A 13,880-nucleotide genomic window follows, 5' to 3' on the forward strand; every position below is an offset into this window, starting at 1 on the left:
CGACCCAGCAGCAGCGCGTCGACCAACCGAACAGCAGCGCATCGACCAACCAAGCAGCGGCAGTTCGGTCGACAGGGTGACGGCGGCCCGAGCACCGTGCTCGGGCGATCGGGCATTAGACCAGTGGCCCCGACCGGAAAGGTCGGGGCCACCGTGTGAGCCGTGCCGTGCTGGTGGTCTACTCGCCTACCGCGCGGCGCATGCGCGCGCCCGCCGCGCGCTGGCGGGTTTCACGGGCGACTGCGGCGTCGAACATCTCCAGATGCTCGAACATCGGATCCTCGTCGTCGGGTTCCAGGAGCGTGGCGCGCCGCAGCTGGGTGCGGGCGCTCTCCCGGTCGGGTGAACTGCGATCGACGACGCGGCGTGGAGACTCCTCCTCGTCGTCCGCGTCACCGCGCTGCCGGTGGCGGGCCAAACGGGCGGCGCGGCGGCGACGGATGTCCTCCTCGATCCGCACCTGCTTGCGCAGGTAGGCCAGATAACCCACCAGGACGGCCGCGGACAGCGCGCACAGCCCCCACATTCCCGACGACACCAGCAGCCCGCCCGCGGCGAAAAGCACCACGCTGCAGGCCAGTCCGAGGACGGCCCGCTGGCGGAAGCGGTAGCGGGCGGCGCGGGCGATGGCATCGGCCTCCGGGTCGTAGCCGCCGCGACCGCGCCGGGAGGGCACGAAATCCCGCTCGTCGTACTCGGATTCGTCCTCGTCGTACGGTTCCGGTGTGCGGGCGGCGGGAATCCGGGCCATGACGGCGGGAGCCCGCGCCGCGGCCGGAGCGGGTTCGTCGTCCGCTTCCAGGTCGCGATCGTCTGCGCCGGAGCCGGATCCGGCGTAGGAGTCGGCGTCGTCGAGCTCATCCGCCTCGTACGCGGCGTCCCGCTCGTCATCGTCGCCCTCGTAACCGTCCCGCTCATCATCACGGCGCTCGTAGCCGCCGCGCTCGTCATCGCGCGCATAGCCGTCGCGCTCGTACTCGTCGTCGCTGTCCGCGTCGACCGGGGCCGCGTCGTGAGTCCCGGGGTCGTCGGCATCGAACCGGTCGGCCGCCACCCGATCCTCGTCATCCGCGCGCTCGGTCGCGGCGGCGAATTCGTCGTCGAGGTCCGCGCCGGACTCCGCGTGCGGCGCGGCAACCGTATCGACTTCGCGGTCGGCCTCGAAATCGTCGTCGCCGGTGGCGGTCTCGTCGTCCGATCTCGTCATCCGATCCTCCGCATCATCGGTGTGGGGATGCTCAACTCTCCGGGTGGGTACATAGTCGGGGTCGGTGTCGTGTCCGGCGGCAGGCCGTTTCCTGATGAGTCGCTTGGCGTCCCCACGATGCAACACCCGGGTCGCCAGGGCCGCGTCGGTGGTCTGCCGGATGCGCGGGTGCCGACCGGCGAGCATGGGAAACAGCACGAATACCCAGAGCACCACCAGACCGATCCACAAGATCGAATTCGGCATCGTGCTCCACCTCCGTCCCGCCAGGCCTCAGTCCCTTCGACAGCAGTCCCTTCGACATGCGCCGCATGGTGGCGCAGGCGCACCACCGACGTCCGTAGGCTAATTCGGCAACATAGGAATTCCCGGCAGGCGCGCCGTCCACACCCGCCACACTAGTCACAGGAGTTAACCCGGGATTGCCCGTCCGGTACGGATGAGACGGTCCACCACCGTGCCCGACACCTCCTCGACCGTCATGCCGACGAGCAGGTGGTCGCGCCACGCGCCGTCCACATCCAGGTACCGCTTCAGCAGCCCTTCCTCACGGAACCCCACATTGCGCAATACCGCCTGGCTGGCCAGGTTCTCCGGGCGCACGGTGGCCTCCACGCGGTGCAGCCCGACCGCACCGAAGCAGTGGTCCAGGCCCAGCGCCAGCGCGGCCGTGGCCACGCCCTGACCGCCCACCTCCTTGGACACCCAGTAGCCGATCCAGGCCGAACGCAATGCGCCGCGCACGATATTGCCGACCGTCAGCTGGCCGCTGAACTGGCCCTCGACCTCGATCACGAGCGGGATCATCGCACCCCGACGCGCCTCGGCCTTCAGACTCGACCACAGCGACGGCCAGTTCGAGGCGTGATTGCGCGCCTCCCAGGAACCGCGTCCGGTCGGCTCCCACGGCTCCAGGTGTTCTCGATCACGCAGCCGAATCCGGCTCCAGGCGGTCGCATCCCGCAAACGGATGGGGCGCAGGGTCACTCGTCCGGCCGCCACCCGCACCGGCCCCAGATGCGCGGGCCATCCGGGATGCTGACCGGCCCGGAAGACATTCATGCCGTGCCCGTCCGGCACGACCGGTGGCCCCGCGTGGCCCGCCCGTCGACCACCACCCGCAACCGGCGGCCCACCGGTCGGCTCGGCCGCATCCCAGCCGCATCGTTCGTGCCCGACCCGCTCATGCCGCCGCTCACCCACGCTGCGCGAGAAAGGCGACCCGCACCTCGTCACCGGTACGCACCTCGGTGACCTCCGGATCGATCACGATGAGCGAGTTGGCCTCCGCGAGCGTCGCCAACAGGTGCGAGGACGCGCCGTTGGGACCGCCGAGCGGCTGCACCAGGTACTCACCGGTCTGCTCGTCACGCATGAGCTGGGCACGCAGATAGCCGCGCCGCCCGGGAATGGAGGAGATCGGAAGGATGGTGCGCGCCTTCACGATTCGGCGCATGGGGTGGCGACGGCCCAGCGCGATGCGGATCAGTGGTCGCACCATCACCTCGAAGACCACCAGCGCGCCGACGGGATTCGAGGGCAGCAGAAAGGTGGGCACCTCGTCACGCCCCAAGCGCCCGAACCCCTGCACCGACCCCGGATGCATACCCACCCGGGTGATCTCCAGTTCGCCCAGCCCCTCGAGGGCCTCGCGAATCTGCTCCGAGGCCCAACCGCCGACGGCGCCCGCGATCACCACGACCTCGGAGCGCACCAACTGCCCCTCGACCACGTCGCGCAGCCGCTTGGCGTCGCCGCTCACGATGCCGACCCGGTTCACATCGGCCCCGGCGTCGCGCGCGGCGGCGGCCAGGGCGTAGGAGTTCACGTCGTAGACCTGGCCGGGCCCGGGGGTGCGGTCGATGTCGACCAGCTCCCCGCCCACCGACAGCACCGACAGCCGGGGGCGCGGATGCACCAGCACCTTGTCGCGGCCGACCGCCGCCAGCAGTCCCACCTGCGCCGGGCCGATAATGGTGCCCGCACGCACGGCGAGATCACCCGGCTGCACATCGTCGCCGATGCGGCGCACATAGTCGCCGGTGCGCACCGGCTCGTAGACCTTCACCCGCGCACGGCCGCCATCGGTGAAGTCCAGGGGCAGCACGGCGTCGGCGAGCGTGGGCAGCGGGGCGCCGGTGTCGACGCGCACGGTCTGCCTGGGCTGCAGGCGAATCGGCTGCCGCGATCCGGCCGCCACCTCGCCCACCACCGGCAGGGACAGATCGATGGGGCGGCCGTCCTCGTCCCGGATGTCGGCGCCCGCGCCCGAGACGTCGACACTGCGTACGGCGTAGCCGTCGATGGCCGCCTGGTCGAACCCCGGCAGTGGACGCTCGGTCACCACGTCCTCGGCGCACAGCAGTCCCTGAGCCTCGGAGATCGCCACCCGTACCGGGCGCGGCGCTACGGCCGCCGCGGTCACCTTGATCTGCTGATCCTCAACCGAGCGCATTCAGCCCTTCCTCGTTCCAACCCGACCCAACCGGTCACGCGGATCATTCGTACGAGGTCGGCTGCGGATCCCAATCCGGACGCAGGCGCTGTTCCAGCCACTCGCGTAGGGCGGGGCCGTATTCCTCGCGTTGCAAAGCGAAATCGACCGCAGCACGAAGATAGCCGCCCGGGTTGCCGAGATCGTGGCGCGACCCACGATGCACCACCACGTGTACCGGGTGGCCCTCGGCGATCAGCAGCGCGATGGCGTCGGTGAGTTGCAGCTCACCGCCCGCGCCGGGCTCGATGCGGCGCAGGGCGTCGAAGACGGCGCGGTCGAGCAGGTAGCGGCCCGCCGCCGCGTAGGTCGAGGGGGCGTCCTCCAGTTTGGGCTTCTCCACCATGCCGTTGACCTTCAGCACATTCGGGTTGCCGCCCGCCACCGGATCGACGTCGAAGACGCCGTAGGCGCTCACCTGATCCTTGGGCACGTCGATGGCGCACAGCACCGAACCGCCGAAGGCGTCGCGCACCCTGTTCATCACGGCCAGCACACCGCTGGGCAGCACCAGATCGTCGGGCAGCAGCACGGCGACGGCCGTCTCGTCGTCGTCGAGTGCCGACTCCGCCTGCGCGACCGCATGTCCCAGCCCGAGGGGCTCCTCCTGCACGACGGAGGTGACATCGAGGAGAGCCGGGGCCTTGCGTACCTTCTCCAGGAGCGCGAACTTGCCGCGCTCGGCGAGCGTGCCCTCGAGGACCAGGTCCTCGACGAAATGCGCGACCACCCCGTCCTTGCCGGGTGAGGTCACGATGACCAGGCGGCTCGCGCCGGAGTCGGCGGCCTCGGCGGCGACCAACTCGATACCGGGGGTGTCGACCACCGGTAGCAGTTCCTTGGGCACGGTCTTGGTCGCGGGCAGGAACCTGGTGCCGAGTCCGGCCGCGGGCACCACCGCGGTGCGGAAGCACGACCCGTTCCCGGACTGTCCGGCATCTGCTGTCATGAACACACCCTATCCATCCGTCACCTGGGCCGAAGACGCATTCGACAGCGCTCCGACATGCCGGAGAGCCTATGCGGCGAACCCGTGACGAGCGCGTCGAACGTCACTGCTCACACGGGGATAAGCTGCCCGTCCGGAGGTGTGCCGAAACCGTCCACAGCGCCCCGCTATCGCGCGGCAACAGCGATATTCGCAGCTGGCGTCGGAAGTCTCAGGTCGAAAATCGGACACTGCGACACCTATCACACCGCCGGGGCACGGCGCTGGCAACACCTAGGGTGAGGCCGTGACGACCGGCGAATGGGACAAGCAGGCGTGGCGGGCCGAGCTGCTGGCACGCCGTGCCGCCGTATCCGCCGAGGAGCGTATGGCCGAGGCCGCGGCCCTGGCGGCCGGGGTGACGGCACTGCATGCCGACGGCTGGGTGTGCGCCTACGTCCCCGTCGGCTCCGAGCCCGGTTCGCTCGCCCTGCTCGACGCGCTGCGCGCTGGCGGCGCGCGGGTGCTGCTCCCGGTCACCGGCCCACCCGGCCCGCTCGCCTGGGCCGAATACCTCGGCGGCGATCGCCTGCGCCGCGCCCGCTACGGCCTTCTGGAACCGGACGGCCCGACGATCCCCGACGCCCTGGACCTGGCCGAGCTGATCCTGATCCCCGCGCTGGCCGTGGACCGCCGCGGCGTCCGCCTGGGCCGCGGCGCGGGCTACTACGACCGCACCCTGCACGCCGCCCGCCCCGACGCCCGGCTCATCGCCGTGGTCCGCGACGACGAACTGGTCGACCACCTGCCGGAAGAACCCCACGACCACCGCATGGGCTGGGTCCTCACCCCCCACCACGGCCTCCGCCGACTGGAGGCCGACACCCACGACTGACCACGCCCCCACGGCAACGGCCACCAGATCGCACGCGAGAAACCACGCCCACCCGCAAAACCATCGCCCGTTCTCCACGTGCAGACGCCCCCTCCTATCAACGACCCGTGCACCGATCCCGCACGAGCAGGCCGCGCCGCCCCCACACAAGCGCCCGCCCCTGCCGAGCCGCACGCCTGAGCGACCACCTGATCACCCCCGAGCGAGACGACCATTGCGCTCCCGTCGCCGAGAAACGCGAGCGCCGATCACCAGAGCAACGCGACCACTGATCTCGCAAGGATCGGGGTAACTCCTCGGGTACGCCCAGAATGGGTTCGCTCCCCCACCGCCGGCACGGGTGCATGAGCCCCCACGGCACTGTGCCGTCCGCTGAAGACCCGGAGAGGCGGAGAGGAGACCCGGAGAGGCGGAGAGGAACAAGCGGTCGATTACCCGCGTTGGCACTATCGGCTGTAGAGTGCTAAGTCGACAGAGACCGTGGAGGTAATCCGATGCCTACTTACTCGTACGCCTGCACCGAGTGCGACAACAAGTTCGACATCGTGCAGTCCTTCTCCGATGACGCGCTGACCGTCTGCCCCGCGTGCGACGGCAAGCTGCGCAAACTGTTCAACTCGGTGGGCATCGTGTTCAAGGGCAGCGGCTTCTACCGCACCGACAGCCGCAACGGGTCGACCTCCAGTGAACCGGCCAAGGCGGCGGCGTCCTCCGACAGCGGCTCGTCCAGCGGTTCCACGGCCACCGCGTCGACGGCCTCCGTCGGCTCCAGCACCGGATCCAGCACCTCCGCGGCCTGACGGACCGGGCCTGAAACAGGCTCTGTCCACACCGCTTTCGCTATCCACAGCCGACCCCTTCGGCAGTCGCCTCCGGGGTCGGCTGGTCCGTGCGCGGGCCTAGGCTCCCGGCCATGAACCGATTGCGCTCCGCGCTCGCCGAGCTCCCACGACCGCCGTGGTCGGACGGTGCCGTCCTGCGCCGCCTGGTGGCGGTGGGCCTGCTGGCGCTGGCCGCCGTACTGGCACTGCGCGGCGACCCGGCCGACCGGCGCACCGAGGTCGTGGTCGCCGCCCGGGAGCTACCGCCCGGGCATACGCTCGGCGCGACGGACATCCGCACCGTCGGTCGCGAAACCGCCGGGCTGCCGGAAGGTTTCGCGGGAGATCCCGCCGCGGTCCTGGGTGCGACGCTGACCGGCGCGGTGCGCACGGGTGAGATACTGACCGACGTCCGCGTCGTCGGCCCCCGGCTGGCCGCCGCGGCGGCCGGTACCCCCGATGCGCGCATCGTCCCGATCCGCCTGGCGGACGCCGCGGTCGCGTCCGTGCTGCGCGCCGGTGACCGCGTGGACGTGGTCGCGGCGGAGGAGGAGGGCCCCGCGGACCATGCCCGCGAGGAGCGGCCGCGGCGGACCGCCGGAGCCGACACCGCGCGGCCGGTGCGCGTGCTGGCGACCGATGCCGCGGTGGTGCTGGTGTCCGGAGCCGACGGGCCACGTGATTCCGGTGCACAGGTGGTGCTGGTGGCGCTCGACGCCCGACATGCCACCGCCGTCGCAGCCGCCTCGCTACGCACCGCCCTCACGGTGGTGTTCCACTGACCGATACCCCCGAGCGATTAACATTCCCCGTATCCCCGATGAACCACCAGTGCACGGCTCCACCGGACGCACCGTCCGGCGCTCGTATCCGACCCGCCCCGGCGCGGCGATCAAGCAGAGGGAGTTTCGGCCATGCTCAAGGGATTCAAGGATTTCCTGCTTCGCGGCAATGTGGTGGACCTGGCGGTCGCCGTGGTCATGGGTACCGCATTCGTCGCCATTGTCACCGCTTTCAGCAATGGCATCATCAACCCGTTGCTGGCCGTATTCGGCGGCAGCGACGAACTCGGGCTGGGATTCCAGCTCGTGGCCGACAAACCGGCGACCTTCATCGCCATCGGCCCCATCATCACGGCCGCGCTCAACTTCGTCATCATCGCATCCCTGCTCTACTTCATCGTGGTGGTTCCGACGAACAAGGCCAAAAATCGCTGGGGCACAGCCGAAGCCGCCGCGACCGAGCTCGAATTGCTCGCCGAGATTCGTGATCTGCTCGCCGCGGGCCCCGAACACAGCGGCGGGAAACACGAATCCTGAACGGCGGACTACCACGCGGTGAACAAAGAAGGGCGCGAAACAAAGAAATGGACCCGGTGCGAAACCGCACCGGGCCCATTCTCGAACTAGGCGTCGATCAGCCGAGGCTGAACGGCTGGCCCCACAGGGTGACCGTGCTCATGACGTTGTCCGTCTCGACCTTGACGGTGACGAACGCACGCGCCTGGGCGTACCCGGCGCAGCCGCTGAGACCGATGGTGGTGTCGGCCCAGGTCACCGAGCCGCTCTGGCCCTTGAACGTGGTGTTGCTGCCGTGGTCCTCGTTGCCGTAGTCATCCGGCTTCTCGATGTCGAGGACGTAGAAGCGCGCCGCCTGGCCCGGGCCGAGCGACAGGCTGCCGCCGGTGGACGCACCGAGGGAGGCGCTGCCGCCCTCTTCCAGCGGAACGCTGCCCTCGACGCCGCCCTCGACGCCGCCGCCGCCGATGTTCACCTGGCAGCCGACCACGTAGCCGGGGTAGATCTTGCCCTTGCTGGCACCGGACAGCTCGACCTGAGCCGACCCGGAGACCCAGGCGTTGCGGTGCAGCGGGGTGGCGCCCATGGACGGGCTGATCAGGGCCGACTCGCCGACGAGGCGAACGGTCACGGCGGTGCCGTCGGACAGGGTCTTGGTGATTTCGCCGCCCGGCAGCGGCACGAAGGTGTCGGCGTTGGCGGCGCCGGTGGAGAACAGGCCCAGGGCGACGGCGGCAGTGGCACCCACACCAGCCATCCGAGCCACGGTCTTACGGATGTTCATATTGTTTTCCCTCAAGGGTTTGATTCGCTTGCGCGAGAAGTGATTTGGCGAGACCGGGACACGTCAGCCGATGCTGAACGGCATACCGTAGAGGGTCGTCTTCGAGTAGTGGTCGCCGATGATCTCGACAACGGTGTAGGAACGGGCCTGCGCGTAGCCCGCGCAGCCCTGGATCTGCATCTCGGCATCCATGTACTCGACCGAGTAGACGCCCGGCTTCAGGATGTCCTTGCCCTCGACCTCGACCCACTTGACCTGGCCGGGGCCCAGCTCCAGGCCCATGGACACGCCGCCGCCGAGATCGCTCAGGTTGACGCTCGCCGACACGCCCGCGGACACGGCCTCGTCACCGATGCTGACCTGGCAGCCGATGATGTAGCCGGTGCTGATTCGCGAAGCGCCGTGGGTGGACGAGTTGTTGGATCCGTCACGACCCGACGGGCCGTTCCACGGGCCCGGGTCGCCCTCGGGGGTGCTCCGGACATCGGCGGTGGCATTGCCACTCACCCACACGGTGCGCCCGGCGCCGTTGGCCGCCAGCGACGGCGACACGATCGCTTGCTCGCCCGTGCGCGTAATGGTGACCTCGCCACCCGGGCTCGTCTTCTGGCCGTCCGGCAACGGCACGAAGGTATCCGCGTGGGCAGCACCGGTCGACATCAGGCCGATGGCAACGGCCGCAGCCGCGCCAGCGCCCGCGATCCGGGCACCACGACGCAGACCGTTGGTGCGGTTCTCGCTCATACTTCCCCTCATCAGGTTTCTAGCGGTCAGCCTCGACACCCGAGGCTGAAATGGGTCCTCTCAGGCCCAGCTCAGTTTGTCGCTCTTTTGTTGCCACCGTGTAACCAATGACAAATTTTGTGCTCCAAGCGAGTTCAGCCGCAGGAGCCGGGCCAGGCTCCTGTTGCAGTGGGCGCGGCAACGCCACACTCCGAGACTGGAGAACCCACGGGTTGTACAGCCCGAAGTGGGACATTAAACACTCAGGCAATGACTGAGCAATGTAAGAGTTGGTAAACAGTGTGTGATCTGAATCACACTGACCATGATTCTCATATCACTTGATTTGCATAAGTGCGGTGAGCAGGGAATTCGTAGAAACAACGAAAAGGCTCGACGCTAAGCGTCGAGCCTTTGCCGGCGATAGCCGGTGCAGATCGCACCGATCAATTTCAGCCGTGATGCGGCGGCACCTGCGAGCGCAACCAGTCGTCGGACGCGCCCGCGTTCGGCTCCGGCGTCCGTTCGTCCCGGGTGGTAGCTGGGAGGGTGTCACCGAAAACCCGCGCGAGCCGCGCCGCCTCCGCTACCGAGAGCTTCTTGCGCCGGGGCGGCTCGCAATCGCGACCGGCCTCGGGTTCGCGGCCGGTCGCGGTATCGCGATCAGGGTCAGAGTTCATCCGCGAGACCGGACAGCTGCTCGATCACCCGGATCGCCAGCGGACCGAGGGTGGCCATCCCGTCGCGGACGGCGGCGCGGGTGCCGGGCAGGTTGACCACCAGGGTGCTGCCCGAGACGCCCGCCAGGCCACGGGACAGGCCCGCGTCCACCGAACCGGCCGACAATCCGGAGGCACGCAGTGCCTCGCTGATCCCCGGCAGTTCCCGGTCCAGCACCTCGGCGGTGGCCTCGGGCGTGCAGTCCCGCGGCGACATGCCGGTGCCGCCCACCGAGATGACCAGATCCACGCCGCCGATCACCGCGGTATTGAGCGCGTTGCGGATCTCGACCTCGTCGGCCTGCACCGACACCGAGGCGTCCACCAGGAAGCCCGCTTCGGTGAGTAGCTCGGTGACCAGCGGACCCAGCGAGTCCACACCGCCGTGAGCGGTTCGGTCGTCGACGACCACGACAAGAGCACGGCCCGCCACAGCGGCATCGATTTCCATGGTGCTCACCGTAGCGTCCTTGCCCGACAACGGCTCCCAACCCCCGTCCCGGAGGATCCGCTCCGCGGCCAGCGCGATCGGTCTGGTTCGTACTTGGCTCATCGGCCGCCCTCCACTACCTCGCCGAGGGTCACCTCGACGGTTCTCGAATTGTTGCCCTGCTCGTCGGTGAAGGTGACCTTCACCTTGTCACCCGGCTGGTGCGAGCGCACCGCCGCGATGAGCGCGTTGCCGGAGTCGATGACCTGATCATCGAGCTTGGTGATGATCGCGCCGTTCGGGATGCCCGCCGCCGCGGCCGCGCCGTCCGGGGTCACCTCCACCACCCGCGCGCCGTTCACGTCGTCGCGGCCGCGCACCTTGATCCCGATCTGGGCGTAGGTGACCTTGCCGGTCTTGATCAGCTCATCGGCGACACGCCGGGCCTGGTCGACCGGGATGGCGAAGCCGAGGCCGATGGAACCACTCTGACCGCCGGACAGATCGGACACGCCGAGCGTGGCGATGGCGGTGTTGATCCCGATCAGCTTGCCGTTCATATCCACCAGCGCGCCACCGGAATTACCCGGATTGATGGCGGCGTCGGTCTGGATGGCGTCGATCACCGTGCCCGTCGAGCCGGAATCGCCACTGGTCGACACCGGGCGGTTGAGAGCGGACACGATACCGGTGGTCACGGTGCCCGCGAGGCCGAGCGGCGAGCCGATCGCCACCGCGGGCTGACCCACCTGGAGGTTCTCCGAGCTGCCCAGTTCGATCGGGGTGAGGCCGGACTTCCCGCTCACCTTGATGACCGCCAGGTCCGAGACCGGGTCGCTGCCCACCGCGGTGGCCGGGGCGGTGGAGCCGTCGCTGAACGCGACCTCCATCCGGGCGTTCGGGCCCGCGCCGCTGACCACGTGGTTGTTGGTGAGGATCAGGCCGTCACTGGACAGCACCACGCCGGAGCCCTCGCCCTCGGCGCGATTGCCCTCCACCCGGATCATGACCACGCTCGGCACCACCTTCTGGGCCACCGCCTGCACCGACCCCGCGGGGGCGCTGGCGACATTGGTGGCCTTCTCGCGCGGGGCGTCGAGGGCATTGGTGACGGCCGGTCGGCCACCACCGGCATCGCGCGTCGCGACCGAGCCGACCACGCCGCCGATACCACCGCTCACCAGCGCCAGCACCACCGCGCCCGCCAGCAGGGCGGTGCGCTTGCCGCCCTTGTGCCCCGGATCGCCCGGATAGCCGGGCTGCCCGGGTCCGCCCGGGTTGCCCGGTCCGCCCGGGTGGCCGGGGTCGCCGGGTCCGCCCGGCCCGCCGGGTCCCCCCTGGCCGCCGTGCCCGCCGGGTCCACCCTGGCCGCCGTGCCCGCCGGGCCCACTCCGGCCGCCGTACCCGCCGTACCCGCCGTGTCCGGCGTGGCCGCCCGGCCCGCCCTGGCCGAACAGTCCGCCGCCACCCGCGTGCCCGCCTGTACCGCCCGCACCCATGGCGGCGGTCGTGTATGGGCCGACTTGGAATCCACCCTGCCCGGAACCACTCATATCCGATACATACCCAGCCGAATGCGATTCACCGACGGGAATCTCCGCGGTTCCCGACGCATCGTGGCCCGCGCCCCGCCCCGCCGCGCCGTATGCCGAAGTGCCGGGGCCGTACGGGGTGGCCCCACCGCCGAAAGGGACTGCCCCACCGAAGGACCGACCGCCACCGTGCGGCTGCCCCGGCGCGCCGCCGAACGGTTGCGCGGCCGGATCACCGGCACCACCGCCGAACGGCCACGCGGATTCGCCGCTCCGGCCGGTCCCGCCACCCGAACCCGCGTCCGCCGGTCCCCCGACCGAACCGGCGGACGGGTTGGGCGGGGTGTGGCCGAAGGTCGGGTGCACGACGCCGGAAGGCTGGTCGGCCGCGGCGTCGAACGGCCGGGTGGCCGGGTCGCCGGGGGTGGCCGCTCCGGGGTGGGCGCCGGTCGCTTCGGGCCGATCGCTCCGCTTGTCCTTCGAATCCTCGGTCATGTCTCTCGTTTCTCCTCGAGTCTGACGACCAGCCTGCTGGCGACGGCTGAGAGCGGACTGAGATCGCGCTGGCTTTTCGCCGAGCATTCGTGCCAGGTCAGGCGGTGACCGGAGGCGGCGCGCCCGTCCCGGGAAGCACGATACGGATCAACGCGCCACCGCGGTCGGAACCGTCGATCGTGATGGTGCCGCCGTGCTTGGTCACCACCTGCTTGACAATGGCCAGCCCCAGCCCGGAACCGGGCATGGAGCGCGAGGCGGTGGTGCGGTAGAACCGCTCGAAGACCAGTTCCCGTTCGGCGGGCGGGATTCCCGGCCCGGCGTCGTCCACGGTGAACTCCAGCAGCCCGCGCCCGTTCTCGGTCATGCGAACGAAGACCTTGGCCCCGGACGGACTCCATTTGGCGGCGTTGTCGAGCACATTGAGCAGCGCCCGCTCCAATCCGGCCTCATCGCCGTAGACGAACCAGGGGCGGAGGGCGGCGTCGAACTCGATGCCGGTGCGCCGCCGCCGCACCCGTTCCAGCGCGCGTTCGGCCACATCCCCGATGTCGACCTGCTCGTACACCGTCTCGGGCGCGTCCTCCCGCGCCAGGTCCACCAGATCGCCCACCAGCGTGGACAATTCCTCGATCTGCGCCATCACGTCGCCGCGCAGTTCGGCCATGTCCTCGTCCGGGATGCGCGGCGCGCCCGGGCGACTGGAGGCGATGAGCAGTTCCATATTGGTGCGCAGCGAGGTGAGCGGGGTCTTGAGTTCGTGCCCGGCATCGGACACCAATCTGCGCTGCCGCTCCCGCGATTCGGCCAGGGCACGCAACATGGTGTTGAAACTCTCGGTGAGCCGGGCGAGCTCGTCGTCACCGGTCACCGGTATGGGGGTGAGGTCGTCGGTGCGGGCCACCCGCTCGGTCGCCGCGGTCAAGCGCGCCACCGGACGCAAGCCGGTGCGCGCCACCGCCGTTCCCGCCGCCGCGGCCAGCACCACGCCGCAGCCGCCGACCACGAACAGCAGCCAGGCCAGCCGGTCGAGCACCTCGCGGGTGGGTTGCAACCGTTGCGAGACCACCAGGGTGGAGCCGGAATTGGTGCGCCGGGCCAGCACCCGCTGGTTGTCGACGGTGTGCAAAGAGAAACCGAGTTCGCCGCGCGCGACCGCCTCCTCCTGCGCGCCGATGGGCGGTTTGGTGGCCTGCGGCGGCACATAGCGCTGCAGATCCGCGCCGTCCGGGAAGATCAGCGCCACGCCCACGTCGCTGGAGTACAGCCCGGCCAGCACGATGGACTGGAAGCCGAGGCTGTCGAAGTTGTTGTCGATCATCAGCGCCGCGCGGGCGCGCAGCTGCGCGTCCACGTCGGCGTACAGCGAGCGCGCCACCATGGCGTACGCGGCGATGGAGGTGACCGCGACGGCGACGGCCACCAGCGAGGCCGCCAGCAGCGTCACCCGCCAGCGCAGCGATACCGACCGGGTCAGCGGCATGGGCGGGCGCAGTTCGGCCGCGTCCTTGCCGAAGGATCCGGCCGGATGCCCGATTCCGGCGACCACCGGTC

Annotated in this window: 14 protein-coding genes; 4 read left to right on the forward strand and 10 right to left on the reverse strand. The window is 69.9% G+C overall.

Annotation, left to right across the window (positions count from 1 at the left end; all coding sequences use genetic code 11):
- Positions 1 to 178: 178 nt before the first annotated feature.
- The 4 genes from glpR to QMO76_RS10795 form a co-directional block, all read right to left on the reverse strand.
- The gene (glpR, locus tag QMO76_RS10780) at positions 179 to 1,453 is read right to left on the reverse strand and encodes a gephyrin-like molybdotransferase receptor GlpR (RefSeq protein WP_306361059.1); all 1,275 of its coding nucleotides are present in this window, start codon (positions 1,451 to 1,453) and stop codon (positions 179 to 181) included.
- Positions 1,454 to 1,618: 165 nt separating this feature from the next.
- A complete protein-coding gene (locus tag QMO76_RS10785) occupies positions 1,619 to 2,269 on the reverse strand; it encodes a GNAT family N-acetyltransferase (RefSeq protein ID WP_306361060.1) in 651 nt (216 codons plus the stop codon).
- 133 nt (positions 2,270 to 2,402) lie between these two features.
- Positions 2,403 to 3,662 (reverse strand): gephyrin-like molybdotransferase Glp, encoded by a 1,260-nt coding sequence (gene glp / locus QMO76_RS10790; RefSeq protein ID WP_306361061.1) that lies wholly within the window; start codon positions 3,660 to 3,662, stop codon positions 2,403 to 2,405.
- 43 nt (positions 3,663 to 3,705) lie between these two features.
- Positions 3,706 to 4,650 (reverse strand): UTP--glucose-1-phosphate uridylyltransferase, encoded by a 945-nt coding sequence (locus QMO76_RS10795; RefSeq protein ID WP_306361062.1) that lies wholly within the window; start codon positions 4,648 to 4,650, stop codon positions 3,706 to 3,708.
- Positions 4,651 to 4,936: 286 nt separating this feature from the next.
- Here QMO76_RS10795 and QMO76_RS10800 point away from each other — a divergent pair, with 286 nt between their 5' ends.
- The 4 genes from QMO76_RS10800 to mscL all read left to right on the forward strand — a co-directional run bounded on the left by QMO76_RS10800 (position 4,937) and on the right by mscL (position 7,664).
- Positions 4,937 to 5,524, forward strand: coding sequence for a 5-formyltetrahydrofolate cyclo-ligase (locus tag QMO76_RS10800; protein WP_306361063.1), 588 nt, complete (start codon positions 4,937 to 4,939; stop codon positions 5,522 to 5,524).
- A gap of 494 nt (positions 5,525 to 6,018) precedes the next feature.
- The gene (locus QMO76_RS10805; protein ID WP_306361064.1) at positions 6,019 to 6,324 is read left to right on the forward strand and encodes an FmdB family zinc ribbon protein; all 306 of its coding nucleotides are present in this window, start codon (positions 6,019 to 6,021) and stop codon (positions 6,322 to 6,324) included.
- A gap of 113 nt (positions 6,325 to 6,437) precedes the next feature.
- Positions 6,438 to 7,127 (forward strand): RcpC/CpaB family pilus assembly protein, encoded by a 690-nt coding sequence (locus QMO76_RS10810; protein WP_306361065.1) that lies wholly within the window; start codon positions 6,438 to 6,440, stop codon positions 7,125 to 7,127.
- Between the two features lie 132 nt (positions 7,128 to 7,259).
- Positions 7,260 to 7,664 (forward strand): large conductance mechanosensitive channel protein MscL, encoded by a 405-nt coding sequence (gene mscL / locus QMO76_RS10815; RefSeq protein WP_306361066.1) that lies wholly within the window; start codon positions 7,260 to 7,262, stop codon positions 7,662 to 7,664.
- A gap of 97 nt (positions 7,665 to 7,761) precedes the next feature.
- Here mscL and QMO76_RS10820 read toward each other — a convergent pair whose 3' ends face one another.
- From QMO76_RS10820 to QMO76_RS10845, 6 genes are all read right to left on the reverse strand, one after another.
- The gene (locus QMO76_RS10820) at positions 7,762 to 8,400 is read right to left on the reverse strand and encodes an MspA family porin (protein WP_372341944.1); all 639 of its coding nucleotides are present in this window, start codon (positions 8,398 to 8,400) and stop codon (positions 7,762 to 7,764) included.
- 90 nt (positions 8,401 to 8,490) lie between these two features.
- Positions 8,491 to 9,171: an MspA family porin gene (locus QMO76_RS10825; protein WP_306361068.1), complete on the reverse strand. Its 681-nt coding sequence runs from the start codon at positions 9,169 to 9,171 to the stop codon at positions 8,491 to 8,493.
- A gap of 431 nt (positions 9,172 to 9,602) precedes the next feature.
- Positions 9,603 to 9,830 (reverse strand): hypothetical protein, encoded by a 228-nt coding sequence (locus QMO76_RS10830; protein ID WP_306361069.1) that lies wholly within the window; start codon positions 9,828 to 9,830, stop codon positions 9,603 to 9,605.
- Complete coding sequence (locus tag QMO76_RS10835) at positions 9,820 to 10,320, reverse strand: molybdenum cofactor biosynthesis protein B (protein ID WP_178070443.1); 501 nt, start codon at positions 10,318 to 10,320, stop codon at positions 9,820 to 9,822. The genes QMO76_RS10830 and QMO76_RS10835 overlap by 11 nt, the downstream gene beginning before the upstream one ends.
- 98 nt (positions 10,321 to 10,418) lie before the next feature.
- Complete coding sequence (locus QMO76_RS10840) at positions 10,419 to 11,798, reverse strand: S1C family serine protease (RefSeq protein WP_372341949.1); 1,380 nt, start codon at positions 11,796 to 11,798, stop codon at positions 10,419 to 10,421.
- Between the two features lie 625 nt (positions 11,799 to 12,423).
- The gene (locus QMO76_RS10845; RefSeq protein WP_306361153.1) at positions 12,424 to 13,809 is read right to left on the reverse strand and encodes a HAMP domain-containing sensor histidine kinase; all 1,386 of its coding nucleotides are present in this window, start codon (positions 13,807 to 13,809) and stop codon (positions 12,424 to 12,426) included.
- Between the last annotated feature and the right edge of the window lie 71 nt (positions 13,810 to 13,880).

The organism is Nocardia sp. CC227C (assembly GCF_030767025.1).
Lineage (GTDB): Bacteria > Actinomycetota > Actinomycetes > Mycobacteriales > Mycobacteriaceae > Nocardia.